The sequence below is a fragment of the Rheinheimera sp. MM224 genome (assembly GCF_947090785.1).
Lineage (GTDB): Bacteria > Pseudomonadota > Gammaproteobacteria > Enterobacterales > Alteromonadaceae > Pararheinheimera.
Genome location: NZ_OX352320.1, coordinates 1,745,268 through 1,770,657, shown reverse-complemented (window position 1 = coordinate 1,770,657; position 25,390 = coordinate 1,745,268). Strand labels below are relative to the sequence as shown.

29 protein-coding genes are annotated in these 25,390 nt (G+C 46.3%); 10 read left to right on the top strand and 19 right to left on the bottom strand.

The genetic code is table 11. The features are described 5' to 3' along the window. Positions 1-86: 86 nt before the first annotated feature. Positions 87-830 carry a YciK family oxidoreductase gene (locus tag OM978_RS08485; protein ID WP_264346399.1) on the top strand — a complete coding sequence of 248 codons (744 nt, stop codon included), beginning with the start codon at positions 87-89 and terminating at the stop codon, positions 828-830. A 104-nt stretch (positions 831-934) separates the two neighbouring features. Here the strand turns inward: OM978_RS08485 and OM978_RS08480 are convergent, their stop codons facing one another. Together OM978_RS08480 and galU are read right to left on the bottom strand one after the other, a co-directional pair. Further along, entirely contained in the window at positions 935-1,462 is a 528-nt protein-coding gene (locus OM978_RS08480) for an H-NS histone family protein (protein ID WP_264346398.1), read from the bottom strand. A 197-nt stretch (positions 1,463-1,659) separates the two neighbouring features. Continuing rightward, the gene (gene galU, locus OM978_RS08475) at positions 1,660-2,562 is read right to left on the bottom strand and encodes a UTP--glucose-1-phosphate uridylyltransferase GalU (RefSeq protein WP_264346397.1); all 903 of its coding nucleotides are present in this window, start codon (positions 2,560-2,562) and stop codon (positions 1,660-1,662) included. A 187-nt stretch (positions 2,563-2,749) separates the two neighbouring features. Here galU and can point away from each other — a divergent pair, with 187 nt between their 5' ends. Then, positions 2,750-3,406 (top strand): carbonate dehydratase, encoded by a 657-nt coding sequence (gene can, locus OM978_RS08470; protein WP_264346396.1) that lies wholly within the window; start codon positions 2,750-2,752, stop codon positions 3,404-3,406. A 3-nt stretch (positions 3,407-3,409) separates the two neighbouring features. Here can and OM978_RS08465 read toward each other — a convergent pair whose 3' ends face one another. The 3 genes from OM978_RS08465 to purU all read right to left on the bottom strand — a co-directional run bounded on the left by OM978_RS08465 (position 3,410) and on the right by purU (position 5,335). After that, complete coding sequence (locus OM978_RS08465) at positions 3,410-3,937, bottom strand: hypothetical protein (RefSeq protein WP_264346395.1); 528 nt, start codon at positions 3,935-3,937, stop codon at positions 3,410-3,412. Then, complete coding sequence (locus OM978_RS08460) at positions 3,934-4,419, bottom strand: acyl-CoA thioesterase (protein ID WP_264346394.1); 486 nt, start codon at positions 4,417-4,419, stop codon at positions 3,934-3,936. Before OM978_RS08460 ends, OM978_RS08465 begins: the two co-directional genes overlap by 4 nt. An 82-nt stretch (positions 4,420-4,501) precedes the next feature. Further along, positions 4,502-5,335, bottom strand: a complete 834-nt coding sequence (gene purU, locus OM978_RS08455; RefSeq protein WP_127021816.1) for a formyltetrahydrofolate deformylase — start codon at positions 5,333-5,335, stop codon at positions 4,502-4,504. A gap of 295 nt (positions 5,336-5,630) precedes the next feature. Between purU and tsaA the strand changes: the two genes are divergently transcribed. The 6 genes from tsaA to OM978_RS08425 all read left to right on the top strand — a co-directional run bounded on the left by tsaA (position 5,631) and on the right by OM978_RS08425 (position 11,484). Further along, positions 5,631-6,380: a tRNA (N6-threonylcarbamoyladenosine(37)-N6)-methyltransferase TrmO gene (tsaA, locus tag OM978_RS08450; RefSeq protein WP_264346393.1), complete on the top strand. Its 750-nt coding sequence runs from the start codon at positions 5,631-5,633 to the stop codon at positions 6,378-6,380. Next, positions 6,310-7,407 (top strand): Kelch repeat-containing protein, encoded by a 1,098-nt coding sequence (locus tag OM978_RS08445; protein ID WP_264346392.1) that lies wholly within the window; start codon positions 6,310-6,312, stop codon positions 7,405-7,407. The genes tsaA and OM978_RS08445 overlap by 71 nt, the downstream gene beginning before the upstream one ends. 209 nt (positions 7,408-7,616) lie before the next feature. Beyond that, a complete protein-coding gene (locus tag OM978_RS08440) occupies positions 7,617-9,389 on the top strand; it encodes a proline--tRNA ligase (RefSeq protein WP_264346391.1) in 1,773 nt (590 codons plus the stop codon). Between the two features lie 60 nt (positions 9,390-9,449). Continuing rightward, positions 9,450-9,743 carry a DUF6170 family protein gene (locus tag OM978_RS08435; protein WP_264346390.1) on the top strand — a complete coding sequence of 98 codons (294 nt, stop codon included), beginning with the start codon at positions 9,450-9,452 and terminating at the stop codon, positions 9,741-9,743. 24 nt (positions 9,744-9,767) lie between these two features. After that, positions 9,768-10,571, top strand: a complete 804-nt coding sequence (locus tag OM978_RS08430; protein WP_264346389.1) for a TetR/AcrR family transcriptional regulator — start codon at positions 9,768-9,770, stop codon at positions 10,569-10,571. A gap of 160 nt (positions 10,572-10,731) precedes the next feature. Beyond that, the gene (locus OM978_RS08425) at positions 10,732-11,484 is read left to right on the top strand and encodes a VacJ family lipoprotein (protein ID WP_264346388.1); all 753 of its coding nucleotides are present in this window, start codon (positions 10,732-10,734) and stop codon (positions 11,482-11,484) included. A 62-nt stretch (positions 11,485-11,546) separates the two neighbouring features. On the opposite strand, the gene OM978_RS08420 is transcribed toward OM978_RS08425, so the two are convergent. From OM978_RS08420 to ccmA, 11 genes are all read right to left on the bottom strand, one after another. Then, positions 11,547-12,533, bottom strand: coding sequence for a Kelch repeat-containing protein (locus OM978_RS08420; protein ID WP_264346387.1), 987 nt, complete (start codon positions 12,531-12,533; stop codon positions 11,547-11,549). Between the two features lie 118 nt (positions 12,534-12,651). Further along, entirely contained in the window at positions 12,652-14,070 is a 1,419-nt protein-coding gene (locus tag OM978_RS08415) for a peptide MFS transporter (RefSeq protein WP_264346386.1), read from the bottom strand. Positions 14,071-14,313: 243 nt separating this feature from the next. Continuing rightward, the gene (ccmI, locus tag OM978_RS08410; RefSeq protein ID WP_264346385.1) at positions 14,314-15,540 is read right to left on the bottom strand and encodes a c-type cytochrome biogenesis protein CcmI; all 1,227 of its coding nucleotides are present in this window, start codon (positions 15,538-15,540) and stop codon (positions 14,314-14,316) included. Then, complete coding sequence (locus OM978_RS08405) at positions 15,540-16,022, bottom strand: cytochrome c-type biogenesis protein CcmH (RefSeq protein ID WP_264346384.1); 483 nt, start codon at positions 16,020-16,022, stop codon at positions 15,540-15,542. Before OM978_RS08405 ends, ccmI begins: the two co-directional genes overlap by 1 nt. Positions 16,023-16,025: 3 nt before the next feature. Further along, on the bottom strand, positions 16,026-16,595 hold the full coding sequence (locus OM978_RS08400) for a DsbE family thiol:disulfide interchange protein (protein ID WP_233008974.1): 570 nt from the start codon (positions 16,593-16,595) through the stop codon (positions 16,026-16,028). Further along, on the bottom strand, positions 16,588-18,567 hold the full coding sequence (locus OM978_RS08395) for a heme lyase CcmF/NrfE family subunit (protein WP_264346383.1): 1,980 nt from the start codon (positions 18,565-18,567) through the stop codon (positions 16,588-16,590). The genes OM978_RS08400 and OM978_RS08395 overlap by 8 nt, the downstream gene beginning before the upstream one ends. Beyond that, positions 18,564-19,121: a cytochrome c maturation protein CcmE gene (gene ccmE, locus OM978_RS08390; protein ID WP_264346382.1), complete on the bottom strand. Its 558-nt coding sequence runs from the start codon at positions 19,119-19,121 to the stop codon at positions 18,564-18,566. The genes OM978_RS08395 and ccmE overlap by 4 nt, the downstream gene beginning before the upstream one ends. Beyond that, the gene (ccmD, locus tag OM978_RS08385) at positions 19,122-19,322 is read right to left on the bottom strand and encodes a heme exporter protein CcmD (protein WP_264346381.1); all 201 of its coding nucleotides are present in this window, start codon (positions 19,320-19,322) and stop codon (positions 19,122-19,124) included. After that, positions 19,322-20,086 (bottom strand): heme ABC transporter permease, encoded by a 765-nt coding sequence (locus OM978_RS08380; protein ID WP_264346380.1) that lies wholly within the window; start codon positions 20,084-20,086, stop codon positions 19,322-19,324. Before OM978_RS08380 ends, ccmD begins: the two co-directional genes overlap by 1 nt. Before the next feature lies 1 nt (position 20,087). Beyond that, on the bottom strand, positions 20,088-20,753 hold the full coding sequence (gene ccmB / locus OM978_RS08375) for a heme exporter protein CcmB (protein WP_264346379.1): 666 nt from the start codon (positions 20,751-20,753) through the stop codon (positions 20,088-20,090). Beyond that, a complete protein-coding gene (gene ccmA, locus OM978_RS08370) occupies positions 20,747-21,373 on the bottom strand; it encodes a cytochrome c biogenesis heme-transporting ATPase CcmA (protein ID WP_264346378.1) in 627 nt (208 codons plus the stop codon). Before ccmA ends, ccmB begins: the two co-directional genes overlap by 7 nt. A 173-nt stretch (positions 21,374-21,546) precedes the next feature. Between ccmA and OM978_RS08365 the strand changes: the two genes are divergently transcribed. After that, a complete protein-coding gene (locus tag OM978_RS08365; protein WP_264346377.1) occupies positions 21,547-23,493 on the top strand; it encodes a hypothetical protein in 1,947 nt (648 codons plus the stop codon). A 9-nt stretch (positions 23,494-23,502) separates the two neighbouring features. Further along, positions 23,503-23,832, top strand: a complete 330-nt coding sequence (locus tag OM978_RS08360; protein ID WP_264346376.1) for an EscU/YscU/HrcU family type III secretion system export apparatus switch protein — start codon at positions 23,503-23,505, stop codon at positions 23,830-23,832. A gap of 5 nt (positions 23,833-23,837) precedes the next feature. Here the strand turns inward: OM978_RS08360 and OM978_RS08355 are convergent, their stop codons facing one another. From OM978_RS08355 to OM978_RS08345, 3 genes are all read right to left on the bottom strand, one after another. Beyond that, positions 23,838-24,128, bottom strand: a complete 291-nt coding sequence (locus OM978_RS08355; RefSeq protein WP_264346375.1) for a hypothetical protein — start codon at positions 24,126-24,128, stop codon at positions 23,838-23,840. Between the two features lie 39 nt (positions 24,129-24,167). Continuing rightward, positions 24,168-24,866: an aspartate/glutamate racemase family protein gene (locus OM978_RS08350; RefSeq protein ID WP_264346374.1), complete on the bottom strand. Its 699-nt coding sequence runs from the start codon at positions 24,864-24,866 to the stop codon at positions 24,168-24,170. A gap of 170 nt (positions 24,867-25,036) precedes the next feature. Further along, positions 25,037-25,231, bottom strand: a complete 195-nt coding sequence (locus OM978_RS08345) for a hypothetical protein (RefSeq protein WP_053424663.1) — start codon at positions 25,229-25,231, stop codon at positions 25,037-25,039. Between the last annotated feature and the right edge of the window lie 159 nt (positions 25,232-25,390).

Genomic DNA, 25,390 nt, shown 5'->3' with positions numbered 1-25,390 from the left:
CAAAATCAAGCTTGTTGAAGAAAGGTGCAAATTTAATACAGAGCAGGTATGCTGCCGCCGTTTTTAAACGGCTGGGACCCCTATTTATGTTCAATTATCAAGCAAGCCCACAAGCACTGGCAGACAAAGTTATTCTGGTCACAGGAGCCGGCGACGGTATAGGTAAAGCGGCAGCACTTTGTTACGCCAAACATGGCGCTACCGTGATCTTATTAGGTAAAACCACCAATAAGCTAACTGCTGTGTACGACGAAATAGTCGCAGCAGGCTGGCCTGAACCCGCTATAGTTCCTCTGGATTTAAAAGGCGCTACAGCTAAACACTACCATGACATGGCTGCCACTATTAAAGCTGAATTCGGCAAACTGGATGGCGTATTGCACAATGCAGGTATGCTTGGGGTATTAAGTCCGTTTGAACATCTGGATTTACCGACCTGGCAGGATATTCTTCAGGTGAATGTTACTGCTGCGATGTTGATGAGCCAGGCACTGGCTCCTGTGTTAAAGCTCGCACCACAAAGCTCCATCGTCTTCACTTCATCTGGTGTGGGCCGCAAAGGTAAAGCGTACTGGGGTGGTTATGCAGTGTCTAAGTTTGCCACTGAAGGTTTAATGCAAGTCATGGCAGCAGAATACGAAGGCTCAACGCTACGTGTCAACGCCATCAATCCGGGTGCGACCCGTACAAAAATGCGTAGTAAAGCTTATCCTGGCGAAGATCAGCTGAGTTTGCCAACGGCTGAACAAATCATGCCTGTGTATTTGTATTTAATGAGTGATGACAGCAAGGCCGTCAATGGACAGTCGCTGGATGCGCAGCAGAAATAGTGATTGATTGCAGCAAACAGACCCCCTGCAGTTGCGCCATACAGTCTCTCCATAAAAAAACCGGCTCAGGCCGGTTTTTTTAAAAAAGAGTCATTTAAAGCAAATTACTTTTTAGACAGAATTTCTTCGCCGTTTGCCTGAGCATAAGCGTTCCATACGTCTACTTTGCTATTGAAGTTTTCAACAGCCTGCGTACCTGCTTCAGCCAACAAAGCTTCGATATCTTTGCTGTATTTGCCATCTACTTTATGGAATGGCACTACTTTAACACCACGGTCCACTAAAGCCTTTTTCATCGTATGCGTTTTCAGTAAATGTAATTTACCTGCATCTACATAGAAAAACTGACTTTCTTTATTGATGGTTTTAAATTTTGGTTTAACCGGGCGTTTGCCTTTTGACTCGCTGTCATCATCATGGCTGACAACAACATCAGCGTTCAATTGATAACCCAATTGTTCAAGGGTAAAACCCTGAGCTTTAGCCAATGCTCTTATTTGAGATAGCACTTCAGTTTCTTTTTGACGTTCAGCTAATACTGCATTTAACGTCTCAATCACTTCATGTAATTTAACAGTAGTGATTTCTTTGGCGGCTTTTTTCAGTTCTTTTTTATCGAGTAACAATGACATGAAAATCTCCCATGGATAAATACTATGATTGATAGTACAGAATCATTCTTATAAATCAAAGCGCAAATACAATCTTATTTACTAAATAAGATTGAAAGCGTTCAGATTGAGTTCGAATCGGGTCTCATATCACTACTCAGCTCGACGTAATGAAAAAAATGATAGCGCCGCTCAAATAAAACCTCATCTTTATTATCTTAGTCTTTTAACAGATACAGATCTTTCAGATAGTTACGGAACTCATCTGACAGCTTTTTATCCTGTAGCGCGTACTCAACCACGGCTTTCAGATAGCCTATTTTACTGCCACAGTCATGGGATTTACCTTGTAAATGATAGGCTTCAATTTTTTCAATTAATAATAAATGATGTAATGCATCTGTTAGTTGAATTTCACCACCAGCTCCCGGAGCTGTATGACGTAATAAATCCCAGACCTTAGCCGACAACACATAACGACCTGTAATGGCTAAATTTGAAGGTGCATCTTCAATCTCAGGTTTTTCAACCATAGTACGGATTAAAGCAGACTGCCCCTGCACTAAGGTTTCGCCTGATATGTCCACTATGCCATACTTGTTTACTTCCATCGCAGGCACAGGTTCCACCATGATCTGGCTTGCGCCTGTTGTTTCAAAGCGTTGAATCATGGCTTTTAAATTGTGTATACGGGCGTCAGCATGATATTTATCAATCAATACATCAGGCAAAATCACCGCAAAAGGCTCATTGCCGACCACTGGTGCTGCGCAAAGCACCGCATGACCCAAACCCAAAGCCACAGGCTGACGCACTGAAATCACAGTGACATTTTTTGGGTTAATAGAACGTACATCATCCAGTAAGGAACGCTTGACGCGTTTCTCCAGCTGGTTTTCCAGTTCAAAACTGGTATCAAAATGGTTTTCTATTGAATTTTTACTGGAGTGAGTCACCAGTACTATTTCAGTAATACCAGCAGCAGCAGCTTCTTCGACCACATACTGGATTAGCGGTTTGTCGACCACGGGCAACATTTCTTTTGGAATAGCTTTGGTTGCAGGCAACATTCTCGTACCCAAACCTGCAACAGGTATCACTGCTTTTTTTAATTTCACCATAAAATATGGTTCCTTCAGATAAGGCTTAACTTATTGTTCTATCATACCCTGAGCGCCATTAGGCAGCCAGACAGATTTACGCAAGCTGAATCTGTTGAGCCTATAGTCCTGCATATTAATTGCTGGTCGGTGTTCCCCCAAGGGTAAGATCTGTTATCGTAGCGCCAGTTTTCTATAGGGTGATTCAATGCGTTCCTTAAAACACTTATTTGCCAATAACAGGGCATGGGCTGAGCGGGTTGAGCAGGAAGCTCCTGGTTTTTTTAAGCAACTCTCAGAACAACAAGCACCTGAATATTTATGGATTGGCTGCTCCGACAGCCGGGTTCCAGCCAATGAAATCGTAGGCTTATTGCCTGGTGAGCTTTTTGTTCACCGCAATGTAGCCAATCTGGTAATGCACTCCGACATCAATTGTTTGTCTGTACTGCAGTACGCTATCGATATCTTAAAAATCAAACATATTATTGTCTGTGGTCATTATGGCTGTGGTGGTGTCGCAGCTGCGATGAACAAACAGCGCATCGGCTTTGTCGATAACTGGCTGCGTAATATCAAAGATGTGTATGCGCTGCACAGAGATGAGCTGGACAGCTTTGCCGACGATGGCGAAAGAGTCAACCGCCTATGTGAGCTGAACGTGATGGAACAGGTACGCAATGTTTGCCATACCAGTTTTGTGCAGGACGCCTGGGAACGTGGTCAGCCTTTGACAGTCCACGGTTGGGTTTACAGCTTGCGTAACGGCCATATAAAAGACTTAAGAGTCAGCCACTCCAGTGCAACGCAGATAGACAATATCTACGCGCTGGAGCCGACAGAAGAGTTTGTGATCGAAAAATAGTAGCTAACGAAACTTCACTTCGGTGTGAGGCACACGTTTATACAGAGCGCTGTGCCCTTTCACCCACTTACCCTTTTGCAAATACTCTGAACTGACCTCAAGCTTGCCACTTTTATCCAGTACTGAATGTGAACGCACTTGCGTGATGCCTTGCGCGTTATTCTCTACATTTTCCAGCGCTTCGATGCTTTGAGTGTCAGGGTTATAGGTCATAGTGCCATGGGTATAAAAACCTGCAGTGGTGAAATAGTAATAGGCAATTTTTTTCTGCTTCTGATCCCAGAAAATCATGGTCTCACCACCATATTCGCCATCATTAATGGAGTGCACAGTTTTAATGGCCTGACCATTTAAGGCTCTGCTCCAGCTCGAGCGATCAATCATTTTTTTCTCTTTGCCAGGCTCTGTTAAATCCCCTTCCCAGTGGCTATTTAAAAAGGGGCGGAAGATTTCCAATTCAGGATGTAATACAGGTTCAGCTGCAAAAGATGCAAAACTAAAAAAAGCGGCTATCAGACAGATTAGTTTCATTCGGTTGTCTCCTGATAATAATCCAGCATATCTTGCTCTACCTGCTGCGAGAACGCTTTGGTTTTGACGGCATATTGCTGCAAAAAGCGGTCTTCCTCTGTTTTTGGCACCCAAGCCGGCACAGCGGCTGTATTGCCTTGTGCATCCAAAGCCACAAAACTGATGATGCAGTGGTTGGTTTCCAGCATTTCATCGCCTTTCGTATCGCCTGAGCGCACTTGCACCAGCACATGCATACTCGTGGTGCCTGTGTAGACAATGCGGGCTATCAGCTCCACCTGATGCCCCACCAATATAGGCCGACGAAACCGGATAGTGCCCACAGACACAGTGACACAATACAACCCACTCCAACCCGCCGCGCAGGCGTAAGCCACCTGATCAATCCATTTCATCACCATGCCGCCATGCACTTTACCGCCAAAGTTGACATGAGTAGGTTCAGCCAGAAAACGAAATTCAACAGCCCTTTTACCAGACATAAAGTTTTTACCTTTAGTGTTTTTAATCAGCATAGTTAGTTTTCTGAAAAAATCGAACCAAGCCACTGATCTGAATGCTGTTTTATAAAATCACTGTTTTATTTCCATGTACAAAAACCCGATCTTCCAGCACCAGTTGCAAGGCTTTACTCAGCACATTTTTTTCAACATCACGACCAGCTTTCACCATATCCATAGCGCTGTACGTATGATCCACCGGAGTCACCAGCTGTTTAATAATAGGGCCTTCATCCAGATCGTCGGTCACAAAATGCGCTGTAGCCCCAATAATTTTGACACCTCTTTTATGCGCCTGATGATAAGGATTCGCGCCAATAAAAGCGGGCAGAAAACTATGATGAATATTGATGATGCGTTCTTTGTAATGCGCAACAAAAGCAGGGCTTAATACCCGCATAAACTTTGCCAGCACTAAATAATCCGCCTGATAAGGGTCTATCACCTGCTGCAGTGCGGCTTCATGTTGCTCGCGGCTTAAGTTGATATGACTGACAAAATGGTAAGGAATATCAAACTTTTCGGCCAGACTTTGTAAATCCGGATGATTGCCCACGACTGCAGCAATATCCAGTTTTAATGAACCGTCATAGACCTTCATTAAAATATCACCAAGGCAATGCGCTTCTTTAGTCACCAGTATCACTACTTTTTTCCGCCCGGCAGCGACCAACTGCCGACTGCTGCCATGTGGCAAGGCTCTGTCTAAATCCAGCATCAGAGTTTTGTCGTTAAAAATACCTTCAAGCTGAGTGCGCATAAAAAACTGCCCCGAATCCGGATCCACATATTCGGTATTACGAATAATATTTAGCTGGTGCTTGTAGCAAATATTGGTAATTTGAGCAATTAACCCTTTTGAATCCGGGCATTCAATCAATAAAACTTTCTTTTCCATATCAACTCTCGTCAAGCCATAGCAAAAACACAGCAAGGATGCTGCATAGATTAAGATGGATTCACGTGGTTTGGTTATTTTTAATATGGTGGTTTGTTACCACTCTTGGATGCTTGCTGTAAGAATGTGGGTCAACATAAAGCAGCGTCCTGCTATTAATCCCAAGTTTTAACTCTGTTGTAAAGTTATTTTCAGCCAGAAGGCTTTATTTGCTTTGCTTGTCCTTTAGAGATGCTAACGCCATAATAGACTTCATTTTTCCGTTTTCTGCTGGCTTTTATCTTCTGAGGAACTGATGCCCTCTTATCAAATGCAGGTGCTGGGCACCATCCGCTCACCCTATAAACAAAAGTTTGCTATTCCCCGCCAGCCAGGTCTGATTGCTGAAGCCAGAGGCGAGCTTGTATTGGAACCAGGCTATGACGATGATGCTATTGTCCGTGGCATTGAGGCCTTTAGTCATTTATGGCTGGTATTTGTATTTCACGAAACAGCAAACAAAGGCTGGTCACCGCTGGTACGGCCGCCACGCTTAGGTGGCAATGAAAAAAAAGGGGTTTTTGCCACCCGTGCCACCTTCAGACCAAACCCAATTGGCCTTTCTGTCGTAAAACTTGAAGGCGTAGTGCGTAAACAAGGCCGTTTGATTATTCAGTTGTCTGGCATTGATCTGCTGGATGGCACGCCAATACTGGATATTAAACCTTATCTTCCTTATGCAGATGCTTTGCCGGAAGCAGCTGGTGGTTTTGCCGACGCGGCACCTGAAACTGATATGACCGTCAGTTTTGAGCCTTCGGTACTGGAATTTTGTCAGCGGCAGAAAGATCGGCCTGAATTAGCAGTTTTGATAGAAAAGGTGTTAAAACAAGACCCGCGCCCTCCGTATAAAAAGCAAAAAGCGGAGCAACAGAGCTATGGCATGACGCTGTATCACTTTAATATCAAATGGACAGTGGATGGAGTACACAATCATGTTACAGAAATCAGGCATGTTAAAGACAAACAACAGGATCATGAAGTTCAGCCTCTGTCTGACTCTTAGCACGCCTTTATGGCTTCATGCTGCTGATTTACCCGCCTTGCCCGAAGCCGTCAGTAATAATCTGGTGATGAGCACCAGCGTAGCGGGTCGTACTTATGTCACTAGCTTTATGGGTCTATCCTCAGGAAAAACCCATGCCGATGTGCACAACAGAGTCTGGCAATGGACTGTAGGTGAACCTACCTGGCTGAAAGCGCCTGCGGTGCCCAGTCGTCAGCGTTTAAGTGGCCGACTTGCAAGTTCAGGTGTGACCTTACAAAATCACTTTTTTATCTTTGGCGGCTACACAGTGGCGGCCAATGGCACTGAAGTATCTAGTGCCGAGGGCTATCGATACAGTCCTGTGACTAAAAGCTATAACAAGCTGCCGGATATGCCTGTGGCTGTCGATGACAGTGTCGCCTTGGCTTACAACAACAGATACATTTATCTGACCAGTGGCTGGTCACAGGACGGCAACGTCAATCTGGTGCAGTTATTTGATAATTTCACGCAGAAATGGAGTCAGGCTACACCTTTTCCGGGCACTCCGACTTTTGGTTTAGCAGGCGCTTTATCCGGCCAGCATTTGCTGCTCTGTGATGGTGTAAAAGTTAGTTACCAGACCCTACCCCGCCAATACGAAACACAAGCTCAGTGTTGGTTAGGTGAAATAAGTAAAACCGATGCTAATAGGATCAATTGGCAGCAAATACAGCATCCAACAGGCAAAGCCCGTTATCGCATGGCGGCAGCGGCAGTAAAACAAGATGGCAAAGATCTGATTGTATTTATTGGTGGCAGTGAAACGGCTTATAACTACAACGGAATCGGCTATAACGGCACGCCAGCTGAACCTTCGGCGCAAGTCTGGGCTTATTCGTTAACGGACAAAAGCTGGCTGAAAGCTGAAAATACCAGGGCAGTGATGGATTTACGCACACTAGTGAGCATGAACAACGAGCTTTACAGCTTAGGTGGCATGGTCTCAGGACAAAATCTGACGACAGAATGGATAAAACATCAGATTAAGCTTCTGCCAAACTAACAGCCTTGTTACACTCTACCCGTCGTACTTGAAGCTGCAGCTTTGTTGACTACGTTTGTTCGCCCCAGTCACATAGGACAACTATGCTCCTGGGGTCTCACGCACTTGTCGCCTCCCTGCAACATCAATTACTTAGGGTAAAGCAGCAACTTAATTAGAGTACAGCGGCCAATTTAAGGCGCAATTAAACTTAAAACACGGAACTATTTATGCGGACAAGTCAGTATTTACTCTCCACTATGAAAGAAACCCCGGCTGATGCCGAGATTATCAGCCATCAATTGATGTTACGTGCCGGTATGGTGCGTCGTCTGGCTTCAGGTTTATACACCTGGTTGCCCAGTGGCCTGAGGGTTTTACGCAAAGTAGAGAACATTGTCCGCGAAGAAATGAACAAAGCAGGCGCGATCGAAATATTGATGCCTGTGGTTCAACATGCTGAGTTGTGGCAGGAATCTGGTCGTTGGGAAAAGATGGACGCTGAGTTGCTGCGTTTTAAAGACCGCCACCAGCGCGACTTTGTTTTAGGTCCAACTCATGAAGAAGTAGTGACTGATTTAGTCCGTAAGGAAATCAGCAGCTACAAACAGCTACCTATTAATTTATACCAAATCCAAACCAAATTCCGTGACGAACGTCGTCCACGTTTTGGTGTGATGCGTGCGCGCGAATTCTTAATGAAAGACGCCTACTCTTTCCACTTAAGTCAGGAAAGTTTGCAGCAAACCTATGACGCTATGTATCAGGCCTACTGCAATATCTTTACCCGCTTAGGTTTAGATTTCCGTCCTGTATTGGCGGACACAGGTGCCATTGGTGGCAGCATGTCACACGAATTCCATGTCTTGGCCGCTTCAGGTGAAGATGCGATCGTATTTTCTGATGGCAGCGACTACGCCGCCAATATCGAAAAAGCCGAAGCCCTGCCACCTCAAGGTCAGCGTCCTGCTGCGACCCAAGCTAAGACTGAAGTAGCAACGCCTGGTGCCAAAAGCATTGAAGAAGTGTCGGTCTTTTTAAAGCTGGATGCCTCTGCCATAGCTAAAACCTTACTGCTGCAGTTGAACCCGGAATTGAGCTTTGATGAGCTAAAAGCGCTGCTGGCTAATGCAGATGCCGAAACCATCGAAAACACCTGGCGTTCTAAAGTGGTTGCCTTGGTATTGCGTGGCGATCACGAGTTAAACGAAATCAAAGCAGAGAAACACCCATTGGTGGCTTCTCCACTGCAGTTTGCATCAGAAGAAGACGTACTGGCAGTGACTGGCGCTAAACCAGGTTCTGTGGGCCCTGTTGGTTTAACTATTCCTGTGATTGTCGATCATGCTGCTGCTCATTTAGCTGACTTTGTCACCGGCGCGAATAAAGACGGTTTCCACTTCACAGGTGTGAACTTTGACCGTGATATCACGGCTTATCAGGTGGCTGACTTACGTAACGTGGTAGAAGGCGATCCAAGCCCATGTGGTCAAGGTCATTTAGTCATTCGCCGTGGTATTGAAGTAGGCCATATTTTCCAGTTAGGTGACCGTTATTCTTCTGCGATGAAAGCCGGCGTGTTAAACGAAGAAGGCAAACACCAGATCATGACCATGGGTTGTTATGGTGTAGGTGTATCTCGTATTGTCGCCGCTGCCATTGAGCAAAACCATGACGAATATGGCATCAAATGGCCAGCAGCTATAGCACCATTCCAGGTAGCTATAGTACCAATGAATATGCACAAGTCGGTGCGTATTCAGGATGCAGCAGAACAGCTGTATAAAGAGCTGACTGCAGCTGGTTTTGAAGTGCTGTTTGACGACCGTAAAGAGCGTCCTGGTGTGATGTTTGCCGATATGGAACTGGTCGGCGTGCCTTATCACATTATAGTGGGTGAACGTAATCTGGATGAACAGAAGGTTGAGCTGAAAAACCGTCTGACCGGAGAAAAGCTGATGCTGGCGTTATCTGACGTAGTAGCCCAAATCAAATCGTTCTGATGTTGTTAGTCGTACAAAAGGCCCTGTTCTGACGGGGCCTGTTTTTTTAAGGAGTTGTCGATGTATTTTGGTAGCCATTCTATTCCGGAACTTGCAGGCCTTAAATTTGCAGAACGTATGCAAGTGATCCGCGCCGCCACAGAGCAAGTCCCAACCCCCCAAAAACTTTTGCTGAACTTGCTTAAATTGGCCATTTTAATTCCGCTGTTTTTAGTCATAGCCCAATGGGATTCATGGCAAAGTACTGTCACTATTGTTGTGTTGCTGGCCGCCTATCCTCTGCTGACCAGGCCTCTGACCTTTGCCTTGTGTCGTCCTCACTTACAGCAAGCCCGCGCTAAGCTGAAGCTTTAGTTCAGCGGACAGGAAAACACCTTTATGCTGAAGTTTTTGTGTGACATTGCCAACAAAGAGTTACGCAGTTGCCCTTTAGAGCACAGGTTTAGCAAAAAACAGCAAGCCATAGCCGATCGTGAGCAGGAATTACTGCAGATAGCCCATCAGTTGGTCGAAGCCGAAGGGTACGCCAATTTGACCATGGATAAACTGACAGCAGCCAGCCCTTATTCCAAAGGTACAATCTACAATCATTTTTCCAGCAAAGAAGATGTGATCACGGCCCTCTGTAACGCTGCTTTACGCCACGAAATCAGTTTGTTTAAAAAAGCTGAATTGTTTAATGGCAGCAGCAGGGAAAAAGCGCTGGCTTTGCATCAGGCTTATTTATTGTCAGCAAAAATGCAGCCGATTTTGTTTAACTGTGTACTGACTGCCAAATCGCCATGGGTGCAGGAAAAAAGCTCTGCTGCACGTCTCACTGCGCAGCAGGAGCTGGAGAAAGACATATCAGGGATGGTCGATCTGTTGTTGCAACAGGCTATAGAGGCCAATGAACTGCAACCCAAAGCCGGCGCTACAGTGGATCTAATGGCGTTTGCCAACTGGGCTATTTCTTTTGGTGGTATAGCGCTTTTAAGCAGTGCCAGCGAGACCTACAGCATAGAGCGCCTGCAAGGAGCTCATCCATTTTTGTTCAATTTAAACTGCATGCTTGATGGCATGAACTGGTTGCCACTGAGCACAGACTGGGACTACTGCCAAAGCTGGCTGCGCATTGAAAAAGAAATCTTTAGTACCGAGCAGCAGCAAGTCGCAACAGGCTTGCCACAGGTCTTAAAATAGACTTTTATTCCTTTTCGGCTATTTTTCCGGCTTGATGCAACTTTTTTCAGCTATTTAACACAAATCAATGCAGTAAAGCTGATGATCCATGCCATGCTTTACCCGTATAATAATCAATATGTTATTTCCCCTAAACGGATGCAAATTTATGGTCTTACGCATGAAGCCTGTTTTAGTGTCGTGCCTGTTACTCTTGACGGCGACTGGCTGCGCCAGCAAAAAAGCAGCAGACGAACAACAAGCGCAAACTAATTATCAGGACCCGCGGGATCCTATTGAATCTGTGAACCGGGATATCTGGGATTTTAACTACGACATACTGGATGCTTATGTACTGCGCCCTGCCACTGTAGGGTATATGACAGTAGTGCCAAAACCAGCCCGTACCGGTATATCCAATGTGATTAGCAACCTGGATGAACCTACTAACTTTGTAAACGGCATCTTGCAGGCCAAACCGAAAAGTGCGGCGATAAGCCTGGGTCGTTTTGTACTAAACAGCACTGTAGGTTTATTTGGTTTGTTTGATGTAGCAACCCGCCTGGATTTAAAAGATCAGGATGAAGACTTTAATCAAACCTTAGCCACCTGGGGTGTAGGTGACGGTCCTTATCTGATGCTGCCAGCCTTAGGCCCATCTACGGTAAGAGATACCACTGGCACTGTGGTTGATAACCTGTATTTCCCATCGACCTGGCTGAATACGCCTTTAACTATCACCAAAGCCGTCTTAGGTGCTTTAGGTGGTCGTGAGGAGATGATGTCGATGGAACAGTTGCTCAATGAATCAGTAGACCCATACGCTTTTATCAAAGAAGCCTATTACCAGCGTAAAGAGTTTCAGATTTACGACGGTAATCCACCGAAAAAAGCCGAAGAAGACGAAGCTTATCTGGATGAATACCTGCCTTAACCAGCAGCAGTTAACTATCCAGAGAGCAAAGGCCAGCACTGCTGGCCTTTTTCATTTAATATTTATTTGATAATGACTCTCTCCAGCACTGCGCTGGTTTGTTTTAAACCCGCTGCTGTAGCCCCGCCTATGACATAAATAGCATCATCCAATGCAACAGCCCCTAAACCATGGCGTGGTACTGGCATTTCCCCCTGTTGTTGCCAGTTATTGTCTGCAGCAGAATAAGACCAGACTTTGTGAAAGACACCTCCACCCTGCTGAAAAAACTCACCACCAAACACCCATAGCTGCTGATTGAGCACAGCTGCGGCTAAACCGGCTTGCGCTTCAGGCATAGCTTTTTGCGCAGCCCACTGCTGGTTTTTTGGATTAAAACTATGAACACCAGCTTTGTTACCACCTTTGACTTGTCGTCCCCCGACCAGATAGCCGGCTTCATTAAACACGACAGCGGCTGCACTATTTTTAGCTTCTGGCAGCGCTGGCGCCACTTCGGTTTTTAATAACTTTGGATCAAAAATCCAGTGGGTTGCCACATCCGCCTGATCGTGCCACTGTGCATTCGCTTTTGTTGCAGGAGAGCGACCTGAGATCAGATGCACTTTGTGATCCAGCACCCAACTGACGGTTTCACTTAATGGCGCAGGCAAGCTTGCTACTTTTAACCAGCGCTGCTGATCAAGATCTAATTGCAGTACATCAGCACTGGCACTCCAATTACCGCCATTCGCCTGAATAAAACCACCGAATAAAAATAGCTGGTCATTCACAGCCACCAGTTGGCCATGATGGCGCCCTTCAGGTAAAGCTGGTCCATAACGCCATGTATTGGTTTTTGGATTATAAATCTGTACTTGTGCCGTCATTTGGCCTTGTTGTTTTGGCAGTTCAGAGCTTAAACCTCCGGCGACATAAATTTCGCCCTGAAATACCGCAGGGTAAATTTCCTGCACAGGCATAAGCAAATCGGCTTTTCTTTGCCAGTTCAAAGAACCAGCCATTAACTGGAAGCTCAGAACACAAATGAACAAACAGATGGATTTCATTTTTACTCCTTAATTTATAAATCCAAAGTAATGGAAGTTGCAGGGATGCGACAAGTATAACGGGCATAAAAAAGGCCAGCGGATTGCTCCAGCTGGCCTTTTTAAGCGTTCTGAACGCTTAGCTTTGCATACGCTCAGCACCATGCATCCAGCGTACTAAAGTACCGGATAACATCCACAGCACAGCAGCAAATACCACCAGCGCTACAGCTATACCACCAAACACCACCAGTAAACCAGCGTGAGCGGCCTGTACACCAAAGGATGCGGCAAATTCAACTACAGCACTGTTTTCGCCGGCTGTGTCAGAATAAGCCCCCACAAAACCTGCCAGATAGTGAGCAACAGCAGGCATCAGGAACCAGACACCCATAATAAGCGACGCCAGTTTCACCGGAGCCAGCTTGGTCATTAATGACAAACCAACAGGAGAAATACACAGCTCTCCTAACGTATGGAATAAGAAAGCTAAGGTTAACCACATCATGCTGGATTTGGCTGAAGGGTTTACCTGCATTTCAAATACACCAACGATCAAGAAGATAAAACCAATAGAGGTCAACAACATACCAAATAAAATTTTGATAGGGGCGTCAGGTTGCTTATTCATCGCATTCAGTTTTACCCATAACCAGGCAAATAGTGGCGCGAACATCAGAATAAACAGCGGGTTTAATGACTGGAACCAGCCTGCCGGAACTTCAAAAGTGCCAACCATACGGTCTGTATGTTCAGAAGCAAACAAGCTCATTAAGCCACCGGCTTGTTCAAAGGCCAGCCAGAACATAGTCACGAAGATAAACAGGAATAACACGACTCGCAGACGGTCGAATTCAACTTTAGTGAGCGGCGTTGGAGTACCAGAGGCATTGCGTGACGAAATACGACCAGGTACTTTACCTAAATCTCCTAAGTACTTTTGTGCAAACAACAGCTGGATCACGACAGATAAAGCCATACCAATACCGGCAGCTAAATAACCATAACGCCAGCCGAAACTGTCGCTTTCACCTAAAGAAGAAGTGACTAACGGCGCAATAAAAGCACCTAAGTTAATACCCATATAGAAAATGGTAAAACCACCGTCACGACGCGCATCACCCTGAGGATACAAATCACCGACTATGGCAGAGATATTTGGTTTAAATAAACCGTTACCGGCAATAATAAAACCTAAACCTACATAAAAAAGCGACATGCTGTGGGGTGTGGCAGCAAACAACGTAAACTGACCGATAGCCATTAAAGTGCCGCCCAGGATAATAGATTTACGCTGACCTAACAGGTTGTCTGCAATCAAACCACCAAACAAAGTCGCGGCGTACACCAAACCTGTGTAGTAGCCATACAATAACAAGGCATCGCCATTGCTCAGACCAAAACCAGGGTTAGTGGATTCAGTAGCAGCAACTAAGGTAAGAATAAGTAAAGCGCGCATCCCGTAGTAGGAAAAACGCTCCCACATTTCCGTGGAAAAAAGCAGGAAGAGTCCTTTCGGATGACCGAATAAAGTCCCCGAAGCTGGCGGTTGATTCATAACGTGATCCTAGATTGTGGGTTTATTTTAATTATGGTTGAAGGTAACTGACTGACTGATGCAGACCGCAAATTGCAAGCCCAAACACCGGACAGACTTCTCAAAGTTGCCGTGTTATAGCCTATTGGGCATCAAATGAAAAGAGGCAAAGGGGCAGAACGCCGCAGCAAAAGGCCAGAGCATGACCTTTTGCTTATTTAATCGACGATTCTGCAGTTTTTATCTGCACTGCTTCAGCGCGAGTTAAGGCTGCAGACTGAGACTCAGACGCAATTTAGGCTCGTTAAAACTCAGCACTTCGGACTGTACTTGTGGGCCATTCTCGTCATTCAATACTTGCCCTGATAAAGACAAACGAGCGCTGATTTGAATACGTTCTGCATTGGCTAAGGTCCAGCCTTGCTGCATGGCCTGAGCTTCACTGAGCTCTATAGTTTGAGTGCCATTAAACACAGCAAGCTTTTGTACCGCCAAAGGCAAAGGCGGACCATCCACAGCTTTAGCGAACACAAACAAAGTACCGGTTTTGTAGTGTTCTGCCAGCTCCGGGCTGATAGTTAACTGCACAGACACCTGACGACCAGACACAGCTGTTGTGGCTGTTTGTTCTGAAGTTGCAGTTTGTTGTGGTGTAGAGGCTAACCCCAGTTTTTGTTGCACCAGTGCATAACGGGGATCGGCTTTATCCAGCTTAGGCAACAACAACTGCCATGCCTGCTGAGCTTGCTCTTTATCGCCACGCTCTTCAGCCACCATCGCCAGCATAGACAAAGCATCCGAGTTCTCTGGGTCCTGCTGCAACACTTTGGCTAAACTCAAGGCGGCTTTGGCCAGATTTTCATCGCCACTGGCGACCAAAAGTGCCTGACTGTAACTGATCAGCACATTGACGCGGTTCGGAGTTAACGCTAGGGCTTTTTCAAAGGCTTCAATGGCATCATCCAACATTCCTTTGGATAACCAGATCCGGCCAATCACAAACCAGGCTACGGCATCATCGCCTTCCTTGCTGATTTTCGTGCGCAGCGCCAAAGCAAAAAGCTCAATTTCTTCTTCCGTCAGCGGCTCGCCTTGATTTAACAGTGCCCTCTCACCATAAGCAGGTAACTGCTGTTGCGCTGTTTGCCAGTTCTGCAGCTCTGTAAAATGCCCTGTCAGGCTATAAAGCGCTGCAGTACCCACTACAACCAATAAGCTAGTCCCTAACACCCAGGCTGTTGCAGGGCTTGCTACAGTCTGCTGACTTTGCTGCGATTGCAGGTACTGAGTTTTTAATTCAGTGGCGGCCTGGGCGAAATCCTGTTCTGCCAATTCGCCGTTATCACGGGCTTGAGACAACAGGCGTAGTTTATCTTCAAACTGCGCCACCGGGCTTAACTGCACTTCCTCACCTTTGCGGCGAAAAAACAGCAGCAATACCAGAATAAGTACCAGCATCAATGCTGCGGCAAAACTTAACGACATCAGCATCAGCTTTTTCTCCTGTACTGCTCAATCAGTTGATCAAGTTGCTGTTCCAATTGCTGTTCTGGTTGCGACTGAGTTTTATCACTGGACTCTGATGCAACAAAGTTGCGTTCTGCCTTACGGCGAAACAACAGCAACACAATAAGCCCAAACACCATCAGCGCTGGCAACAACCATAAAATCAACGTGAATTTATTCAGCGGTGGCTGGTAATGCACAAAATCGCCGTAACGGCTTTTCATATAATCCAGCACTTGTTCTTTATTTTGCCCCTGCTGCACCAGCTCCAGAGTTTTGGCTCGCATATCCACAGCCACTACAGCGTTGGAGTCGGCAATGTTCTGGTTCTGGCATTTAGGGCAACGCAGCTCATGCGTCAGCTCTTTAAACAGCGCTTGCTGCTCTGGACTTTTAAACTCTGTTAAGGCCTGGGTCGCTTGCGCTGCGCCTGTGATCAGCAGCAGACTAAGGAAAAAGTATTTCATGCCTTACTCCTGCAAACTCTGATAAGCGGCGGCCAGCTTTTGTTGCCATACCTGCGGATTAATATCGCCTATATGGTGATACCGGATAATGCCCTGAGCATCGATTAAAAAAGTCTCGGGGGCGCCTGTCACACCTAAATCAAAAATCAGCGTGCGGTCTTTATCCAGAATATTCCACTGGTACGGATTGCCTTGTTGCTCCAGTTTCAGCGCTACTTCCTGCTGCAAGGCAGCAAGGTTAAAGACTTCACCAAAGGCGGCGTCTACCGGCTGTTGATAATACAAACCAACAATCATCACACCTTGCTCACGCAGCTCTGTTAAATAAGCCAGCTCAGCATTACAGGTCACACACCAGGTGCCCCAGACGTTCAGTAAAAAAGGCTTCCCCTTCACACTGTCTGGCGTCCAGATTTTTTCAGGTTGCTGTAAATCTGGCAACGCAAAAGCTGGCAATGGTTGATTCAGGACTGAGGATTCGCGCTCCATTGGGTTTGAAAATAAGCCGCTGAATAAAAACACCGACAAGGCAATAAAAAGCACAAATGGGATAAAAAATGCCAACTTACGCATCTGCAGTTTCCTTCAGTTCAGTGGCCTCTTTTCGATCACCAACGCGACGACGGTAACGTTTATCGCAGAGTGCAATCAAGCCGCCCAACGCCATCAGTAAACCGCCCAACCAAATCCAGCGCACAAAAGGCTTCACGTACAAACTTAAGGCCCAACTGTCATCATTCAGCGATTCACCCAAAGCCACATACAAGTCACGGCTTAAACGGGCATGTACAGCAGCCTCTGTCATCACACTGCGCTGCACTGTGTAAAAACGTTTTTCTGCATGTAAGTGCGTGACGTAGTCGCCTTTGTAACTGACATCCAGTTCGGCCGCTTCGCCTTTGTAATTAGGCCCATCTAATGGATAGACTTCAACTAACTTAAATTGATAGCCAGCCAGTTCCACCTGCTCACCGGCTTTCATTCTGACTTGTGTTTCTACACTGTAGGTTTTGGTCATAGCCACACCAATCACCAGCACAGCAAAACCAATATGCGCCAGCGTCATACCAAAATGGCTGGCGTTGAGTTTAGTTAAACCTTGTTTAACAGAGCCAAACTGCTGTAAGCGCTGCAACAATTCAAAAATAGCGGACGAGCCAACCCAGGCGCCTAACAACAAACCGAGCAGAGCTAAATTGGCCTGAACACTTTGCAACGTTGCCAAAGTCCCCAACGCCAGAATTAAGGTGGCAATGGCGATTAAACTCATAGGCTTTAACAGAGGCTTCACCTGCTGTTGTTTCCAGCGCACCCAGGGGCCTAACCCCAACAACAAGGCAAAAGGGATCACCAGATAATAAAACAGCTGATTAAAAAACGGCTCGCCAATAGAGATAGAACCTAAACCCAGCTCTTTATGCACTAGCGGGAATAAAGTGCCCAACAGCACCACCAAGGTAGCTGTTAACAGAAAAATATTATTGCCCCACAGCAGCACTTCACGGGAAAACAACTCGTAACGGGCCTGACTGCGAACTGAGTTCATCCGAAGGGCATACAGCAGTAATGAACCACCGACGACCACCAGTAAAAATGCCAGTAAATACAAACCACGGTCCGGATCGGCGGCAAAAGAATGCACAGAAACTAAAACGCCTGAACGCACTAAAAAGGCGCCCAATAAACTTAACGAAAATGCAGCTATCGCCAGTAGTACTGTCCAGGATTTGAAGGTACCGCGTTTTTCAGTTACAGCTAAAGAGTGGATCAGCGCTGTGCCGACCAGCCATGGCATAAAGGATGCGTTTTCTACCGGATCCCAGAACCACCAACCGCCCCAGCCCAGTTCGTTATAAGCCCACCAGCTGCCGAGCATAATACCTAAAGTTAAAAACAACCAGGCAGCTAAAGTCCAGGGTCTGGCCCAGCGCGCCCAGGTGCTGTCAAACTTACCACCCATTAATGCCGCTATCGCAAAAGCAAAGGACACCGCAAAACCGACATAGCCCATATACAACATGGGTGGGTGAATGATCATGCCAAAATCTTGTAGCAGCGGATTTAAGTCACGGCCATCAACCGGGAAATACGGCAGGCTGCGTTCAAAGGGGTTCGACATAAAAAGCACAAAGGCATAAAAACCTAAAGCAACTAAACCCATCACACCTAAAATCCGGCCCTGAAACTGCAGAGGTAAACTACGGGAAAATAGCGCTACTGCCGCAATCCAGCCGGACAAGGTTAATAACCACAATAACATCGAGCCTTCATGACCACCCCAGACCGCTGTTAAACGATAGTACCAAGGCAATAAAGAATTGGAGTTGGTTGCCACATAAACCACAGTAAAGTCATTAGCCCAAAAGGCGTAGGACAAAGCCCAGAACGAAAATGCGGTCAGTAAAAACAAGGCATAAGCCAACGGATTACCAAGCTGTAAGGCGGTTTGTTGGCCTTTAAAACTGCCATACAAAGGCACTATCGCCAAAGCCAAAGAAATACAAAGCGCAAAGGTCAGCGCCAGTTGACCATATTCTGCAATCATGGCTTTTGACCTGCTGGCTTGTTTTCTTCAGGATTCTTGGCTTCAGTCTTTGTCGTTTCAGGTTTTTCGGCTTGTGGTTGCCCATAGGACTGATAATTTTTCGGCGCTACATGTTTAATGCCTTTTACCGCTTCAGCCACTTCAGGAGGCATATATTCTTCGTCGTGTTTCGCAAGCACTTCAGAAGCCAGTATTGTCTTCGCATCAACCAGCACACCTTGGGCTACTATGCCCTGCCCTTCACGGAATAAATCCGGCAATATGCCTTCGTATTCCACTGTGACCAGTGGGCCCGTATCGACCAAATCGAAACTGACTTTCAGTGAGTTTGGGTCACGGCGTACTGAACCTTTTACCACCATACCGCCAATTCGCAAGCGCTGGCCTATTTCAGGTTTCACTTTGTCATCTCCCATGCCTTCAATCAGTTGGCTTGGGGTATAAAACAAATCAATATTTTGCTGCAATGCATACAACATGGCGCCAATAGCACCACCTAACAACAACACAAAGGCCAGGACGGCCACTAAGCGTTTTTGACGTCTCGGATTCATCTACTTCTCACTCTCCTGATGTTGCCGCACCCGTTGTTCCCGCGCTGCTTTGGCACGGATTTGTTGTTGTATATCTTTATGCTGACGTTTGCTGTACCACCACAACCCCAGCAATAACAGATAAGTAGTACCGAAAGATAACCAGACAAAAAGCGCGTAACCGCCCATAGCCCAAAATTCTGTCCAGGATGTAAAAGCCATTAGTTCCGCTCCTTCTGACTTAAGTCACCCATTGAATCTACCAACTGCCGGACCCAGGGTCTGTGCTGTTCAAAAATTAAGATCTGACTGCGTAAGCGTAAACAGGTTAAAGCCGCTAATAAAAGCGCAAAACCTAAAATGCTAATCAGTAAAGGCCACAGCATTGAAGCGTCAATCGAAGGTTTAGCAAACTTCGTAATAGTGGCGCCCTGATGCAGCGTATTCCACCACTCGACTGAGTAGTGAATAATAGGCAGATTCACCACCCCAACTATCGCCAGCAAGGAAGCCACTTTAATCCCACGGGCTGCTTCTGAAAAAGCACCGGCTAAAGCTATGACACCTAAATATAAAAACAACAGCACTAATTCGGAGGTTAAACGCGCGTCCCACACCCACCAGGTGCCCCACATCGGCTTGCCCCAGGCTGCACCGGTAAATAATGCGATGACTGTATAGACAGCACCTATAGGAGCTATCGCCAAAACGGCCCATTGTGCAACACGAATTTGCCAGACTAAACCGATAAATGCAGCAATAGCCATGCTGCTGTAGGCGCCCATAGACCAGATAGCGGAAGGTACATGAATGTAGATAATGCGGTAGCTGTCACCTTGCTGATAATCTGAAGGGCTAAAGGCCAGTCCCCAGATATTTCCCAGCAACAATGTAAATACCGCCAGCCCCATCAAATAAGGCAATAAGCGGCCACACAGGTGGTACAAAGTTTCAGGTTTGGCGTAAGGATCTAACCAACGGAACATACTACCCCACATTCATTCGAAGTGCCTGACGCACGGCCAGAGGCACCAGCGCTAAAGCAAATAATAAAAAAGCTAATAATACAGCCAGTTGCCCTGTATAAGGCAAAGCTGTGGCTGCGGCTTCCATTGCACCACTGGCAAAAATCAGCAGTGGAATATACAAAGGTAAAATAATCAGCGCCTGCAATATGCCGCCTTTATCAGCGGCCATAGTGAGTGCTGCGCCAAGCACACTTAACAAACTTAATACGGGCGTACCGAGCAATAAGGTCACCACTAAAACCTGCCAGCTTTGCCAATCGAGTCCCAATAACACCGCAATTAACGGAGACACCAGTACTAAAGGCACGCCAGTCGATAACCAGTGACAGCAAATTTTTGCCGTCACATAGCTAAATAAGCCTTGCCGACCTGCGACCAACTGCTCGATTACGCCGTAACGGTAATCATCTTTAAACAAACGTTCAGCAGATAACAATACACTCAACAAAGCCGCTATCCAGACCAGACCTGGTGCTATTTGTTTAAGCATACCGGGTTCAGGACCAATACCCAGCGGAAACAAGCTCAGTACCAATAAAAAGAACACCAGCGGATTGAGCCAATCGGCTTTTTGCCGCCCCAGTAACTGCAATTCACGTTTGACTAAAGCTCGCCACATCACCATCTGTACTCCAGTTCAAGAGCCTGAAGTGCCGGATAAGAGGCAGACAAGCTCTGATGGCTGGTCAGTACAATAACGCCACCAGCGGACAAATGTTGTAAAAAATGGTACTCAAGCTTAGCAATAAGCTGCTGATCCAACGAAGTAAAAGGCTCATCCAATATCCAGAGTGATTTATCTGTGAACCATAAACGGGCTAAAGAGACGCGGCGCTGCTGACCTGCAGAGAGCATGAAACAAGGAATATCTTCCAGACCAGCCAGACCTAAAGAGCCAAGTAACTGATATGGCTCAACCAGAGGTTGTTCGGACAAGGCCGACCAAAAGGCTAAATTTTGTAACGCCGTGAGCTGGGGATGGATGCCGCTTTGATGGCCAATAAAAAGTAATTGGTCAGCGAAAAATTCGGTTTGGGACTGTAGAGGTTTACCGTGGAATAAAATCTGACCGTCTTCAGGCAAAGTTAAACCCGCCAGCAGTCGCAAAAGCGAACTTTTACCGGCACCGTTTTTTCCTTGTATATAAAGCACTTGCCCTGCACTTAACTGAAAATTTAAGTTTTCAAATAACACTCTGTCCTGGCGGACACAGCTTAATGCTTCGGCGGCCAAAATTATCGACAAAGGGCAAACTCCCAAAAAAAGTCGCGGCATCTTAGCATATTGGCAATAGAATACGAATGCGCTATAACCTTGAAACAGCGGGCTTTGTAGAAATTAATGTTTCAGATCAAAGCCACAACTGCCGATACACAGAAGCAACTATGCACTGTGACTAACAATGGACCTGACTATAAGTGAACCAGATTACTGTAGATAGCGCGTTAAGTGCCCAAACCAAAGGGTCTGTGCCCGCTGCTGTGCTGGTGGAAGAACACAACTATCAGGCGCTGTTGAATATTGGTAAAGATGGTTTGGGCCAATTAAAGCTGCAAACTGCTGCTGGTATGGTACTTATTCAGGACGCTAAACTGAATTTACCGGCCTTGCAGGGCCAGTTAATGGTGCAATTAAGCCAGGCCTTATCGGGACAGTTGCAGCTAAAACTCAGCCAGAACGGCCCTCAGCCTATGCCGGTGCAACTGACTCAGCCGCAGTTACAACAATTAGTGACACAACTCAGTGCGCAAATTTCAACTCAGCCCGGCGCCCAACCCAGCACTCAACTCAGTACGCAACTTTCCGCTCAATTAAGCACTCAATTAACGGCCCAGCTGCAAACACAGGCAAGCACTAACCTGGCAAAAGTCGTGCAGGTGCAGGTACAAATTCAGCGCCAGGATCAACAACTGATTTTGCAATTGGGACAAAATAAAGTGCAGTTGCCCTTACCTGCGGCTTTGCAAAACCTGCCAGCCAGCCAATGGCTGGACGCGAAGCTGCAATTAAAAGCCGGGCAGCTTAGCCTGGTTTTGCCAAAAGCGGCCTTGCTGCCGAATGCTGTGGATACAAAAGCTGCGTCAGAGTTGCTGACAGTGCCGTTAAAAACTGAATCCACATCGCACAACCTCAAAAATCAGCCCGTAGCAGCGGGACAAACTCCGGCACAGATAAAAATATCTGCCTCAGCTTCAGCACAGCAGCAAACTATTATTCCGTTGTCTGCCCCTGTGCAGCAACGCATTTTGCCTTTGGTATTACCCCAACTGACCAATGCAGTATCAGGCACAGTGCTGAGTTTAAATGAGTTAAAACAACTGCCTTTGCCAGCTGCAACCAAACAGCAACTGGCAGACCCACAGTATCAGCTGCAACTCACGCCTCAAGGCCAGTTACAGCTCAAAGCTATACCAGAACAAAAAACCATAGTGATTGAAGCACAGCCTAAAGTGTTGCAGCTGCAAAGCTCTAAAACAGAACCAAGCCAGGCTGTGTCAGGCTCAGTCGAAGCGGCTAAATTTATAAAACCGCAAGTAGAACCGGCAGTACTGAATCAAGCGTGGCGCCAGTTATTGCCTATGTTGGATCCAGAGTGGGAAAGTCTGGTCGAAATGCCCGAATTGCCAGAAGCGGTAAAAGCTATTTTGCAATTAGTACGTCAAAGCCAGCCGGATGCCAGCAAGCTGACTAATCTGGCACAACTACCCGCTCAGTTGCAGGCCTTATTGCAGTTTAATCCGCTGCAAAACGTCACTATGCCGCAAACCGCAGCTGGTACTTTGGCGGTCGCTATTCAGTTGTTATTAGGACGTTTAGGCCAGACCCTGCCGCAAAATGACAAGGGGCCAAATAAAGATCATAAGCTAAAAGAATTTGTTGCACAGCTCGATCAAACTCAAAGCAGCCAGTTATTGAAACAACTATCCAGCCAAAGCTCGTCGATGCAACATGCACAGTTATCTACGCTGGAGCAGCAAAGCAAAGACCCGTTGCAGCAGATCTTCTTAACCTTGCCCATTCAAAATCAGCAGGTTTCGGATTTTTGCCAGATAGCCATTACTCAGCAGGAAGAAGAGCAGGAAAAAGGCAAAGGCAAATCTGTGGCCTGGCAGTTATCGATGAAGTTTGATTTAAAACATCTGGGACAATTATTGGCCATCAGCAAGTTATCCGGCTCGTCCTTGTCGTTGCAGTTATATACAGACACCAGCATGCTGAAACTGCTGGCAGAAAAATACTTGCCACTTTTGAAAGACAGATGCAAAGCTCAAGGCATTGATGTCAAAGAAGCCCATTGTCAGTTGGGTAAAATTCCGGACAGTTTAATGCCTAAAACCACCAGCTTGCTGGCCATTCGGGTCTAAAGGATACAGATGAAAGACGTGACTAAAAACCCCGATGCTATAGATATAGACGCCAGTGCCGTTGCTCTGGCCTACGATGGCAAAAATGCACCACAAATCGTCGCTAAAGGTCATGGCGAACTGGCGCAGGACATTATTGCTACAGCCAAAGAACATGGAGTCTTGGTGCATGAGGATCAGGAACTGGTGAAAGTGCTGCAACGTATTGAACTGGGCAGTGATATCCCAAAAGAGCTCTATATTATTATCGCCGAGCTCATCGCATTTTCTTATGTGCTACAGGGGAAATTCCCGGACGAGTGGCACAATATTCACCAGCGTATCGATTTGAAAAGCTAAATTGTTTAACTCTCTTTGACACTGCTCACCAACATAGTGCGGCTGGACGATACGGCCGGATGTGAAATCTGCACCTGTATATCGCTGATCAACTGATGTAACTCAGCATCTTCAATGGCCTCTTTCATCTGCAGCTGAAACTCCAGACAAGCATGACCATGCCAATTAGTTACACCTAACAGATCCCAGTCTGAAAGCTGCGGGTGACTCAGCGTATGACCACAGTCCCGCGCAACTTCGTCTAAGTCGGCATCATCATCCGATAAATCCACTTCGAGGTATAAATACAACATCATCAATTCCTTATTCTGCCAAGCCTCCACCGTCCCAGTCCCCTAAGAAACAGACAGAGAATAATCTGCAGCTTTTTGCGCATGCAAAGCTGTGGTGTCAAATAACGGCACTGTGCAGTCTTCAGCGCTTACCAATAAACCTATTTCAGTGCAGCCTAAAATAATAGCTTCTGCGCCTTGTGTCACCAAATCAGCCATGATTTGTTGATACTGCAGCCGTGAATTTGGATTCACCACGCCCAAACACAACTCCTGATAAATAACCTGATGCACCAGGTTCCTGCCCTCTTCATCCGGCACCAGCACCTCTAAACCATAACGATCTGTCAGGCGCTTTTTGTAAAAATCCTGCTCCATGGTAAAACGGGTGCCTAATAAAGCGACTTTGTGAAGACCAGCAGCTTGTATAGCTTCGGCCGTTGCATCAGCAATATGTAACAGTGGAATAGTCACTGCAGTTTCAATAACAGCGGCAACCTTATGCATGGTATTGGTACAAAGCACTAAGTAATCAGCACCTGCAGTCTGTAACTTGAGCGCGGCATCTGCTAACAACTCACCGGCTTTGTCCCAGTCGCCACTGCGCTGCAATTCTTCAATTTGTGCAAAATCCACACTGTATAAAATGATTTTTCCGCTGTGCAGGCCACCTAACTGTTGTTTGATGCGCTGGTTGATCTGACGATAATAAGGAATAGTCGACTCCCAGCTCATTCCGCCTAATAACCCTATGGTTTTCATTGGTTTGTCTCTGAAGTATTGATGTAAACTACAGTATCAATTCAGGCAGGAACTGTATAGCAGCTCAGACAAATCAGAATCGAAGTAAAAATGACAAAGCAGAAAATTCTGTAAAAAAAGCCCGCGGCATAAGCAGGCGGGCTTTTGTGAGCAGAGTGGAGCGTGGACTCTTAGTAATAAATATCCGCTTTTTGATGCAGCTGAGGTTCGTCCTGCAGATCATCAAAAGAGACGGCTATATGCTGATCTTTATTATCCAGATCAGACAAATACACAGCTCTGTCCTGTGCATCAATCCAACTCACTACACCTATACCTTTTTTGGTTTGGCAAACCATGCCTAATTTCAGCTCTAATACATTCATTGCACTTCTCCTCAGGCTCTTTCATTTCATTTATCTAACAGGTTAGACGCCCCAAAATGTCATTTTGATGTCCGACCAGATAAATTAATGCTAACTGAATGAATTAAGGTGAAATTTAGTTTGCGGGGTCAGAGCCTTGGCTCTGACCCCAAAATCTGA

Coding starts and splice junctions, on each gene's coding strand:
- OM978_RS08485 (WP_264346399.1), top strand. CDS start 87: ATGTTCAATTATCAAGCAAGCCCACAAGCACTGGCAGACAAAGTTATT.
- OM978_RS08480 (WP_264346398.1), bottom strand. CDS start 1,462: ATGTCATTGTTACTCGATAAAAAAGAACTGAAAAAAGCCGCCAAAGAA.
- galU (WP_264346397.1), bottom strand. CDS start 2,562: ATGGTGAAATTAAAAAAAGCAGTGATACCTGTTGCAGGTTTGGGTACG.
- can (WP_264346396.1), top strand. CDS start 2,750: ATGCGTTCCTTAAAACACTTATTTGCCAATAACAGGGCATGGGCTGAG.
- OM978_RS08465 (WP_264346395.1), bottom strand. CDS start 3,937: ATGAAACTAATCTGTCTGATAGCCGCTTTTTTTAGTTTTGCATCTTTT.
- OM978_RS08460 (WP_264346394.1), bottom strand. CDS start 4,419: ATGTCTGGTAAAAGGGCTGTTGAATTTCGTTTTCTGGCTGAACCTACT.
- purU (WP_127021816.1), bottom strand. CDS start 5,335: ATGGAAAAGAAAGTTTTATTGATTGAATGCCCGGATTCAAAAGGGTTA.
- tsaA (WP_264346393.1), top strand. CDS start 5,631: ATGCCCTCTTATCAAATGCAGGTGCTGGGCACCATCCGCTCACCCTAT.
- OM978_RS08445 (WP_264346392.1), top strand. CDS start 6,310: ATGTTACAGAAATCAGGCATGTTAAAGACAAACAACAGGATCATGAAG.
- OM978_RS08440 (WP_264346391.1), top strand. CDS start 7,617: ATGCGGACAAGTCAGTATTTACTCTCCACTATGAAAGAAACCCCGGCT.
- OM978_RS08435 (WP_264346390.1), top strand. CDS start 9,450: ATGTATTTTGGTAGCCATTCTATTCCGGAACTTGCAGGCCTTAAATTT.
- OM978_RS08430 (WP_264346389.1), top strand. CDS start 9,768: ATGCTGAAGTTTTTGTGTGACATTGCCAACAAAGAGTTACGCAGTTGC.
- OM978_RS08425 (WP_264346388.1), top strand. CDS start 10,732: ATGAAGCCTGTTTTAGTGTCGTGCCTGTTACTCTTGACGGCGACTGGC.
- OM978_RS08420 (WP_264346387.1), bottom strand. CDS start 12,533: ATGAAATCCATCTGTTTGTTCATTTGTGTTCTGAGCTTCCAGTTAATG.
- OM978_RS08415 (WP_264346386.1), bottom strand. CDS start 14,070: ATGAATCAACCGCCAGCTTCGGGGACTTTATTCGGTCATCCGAAAGGA.
- ccmI (WP_264346385.1), bottom strand. CDS start 15,540: ATGCTGATGTCGTTAAGTTTTGCCGCAGCATTGATGCTGGTACTTATT.
- OM978_RS08405 (WP_264346384.1), bottom strand. CDS start 16,022: ATGAAATACTTTTTCCTTAGTCTGCTGCTGATCACAGGCGCAGCGCAA.
- OM978_RS08400 (WP_233008974.1), bottom strand. CDS start 16,595: ATGCGTAAGTTGGCATTTTTTATCCCATTTGTGCTTTTTATTGCCTTG.
- OM978_RS08395 (WP_264346383.1), bottom strand. CDS start 18,567: ATGATTGCAGAATATGGTCAACTGGCGCTGACCTTTGCGCTTTGTATT.
- ccmE (WP_264346382.1), bottom strand. CDS start 19,121: ATGAATCCGAGACGTCAAAAACGCTTAGTGGCCGTCCTGGCCTTTGTG.
- ccmD (WP_264346381.1), bottom strand. CDS start 19,322: ATGGCTTTTACATCCTGGACAGAATTTTGGGCTATGGGCGGTTACGCG.
- OM978_RS08380 (WP_264346380.1), bottom strand. CDS start 20,086: ATGTTCCGTTGGTTAGATCCTTACGCCAAACCTGAAACTTTGTACCAC.
- ccmB (WP_264346379.1), bottom strand. CDS start 20,753: ATGGTGATGTGGCGAGCTTTAGTCAAACGTGAATTGCAGTTACTGGGG.
- OM978_RS08360 (WP_264346376.1), top strand. CDS start 23,503: ATGAAAGACGTGACTAAAAACCCCGATGCTATAGATATAGACGCCAGT.
- OM978_RS08355 (WP_264346375.1), bottom strand. CDS start 24,128: ATGATGTTGTATTTATACCTCGAAGTGGATTTATCGGATGATGATGCC.
- OM978_RS08350 (WP_264346374.1), bottom strand. CDS start 24,866: ATGAAAACCATAGGGTTATTAGGCGGAATGAGCTGGGAGTCGACTATT.
- OM978_RS08345 (WP_053424663.1), bottom strand. CDS start 25,231: ATGAATGTATTAGAGCTGAAATTAGGCATGGTTTGCCAAACCAAAAAA.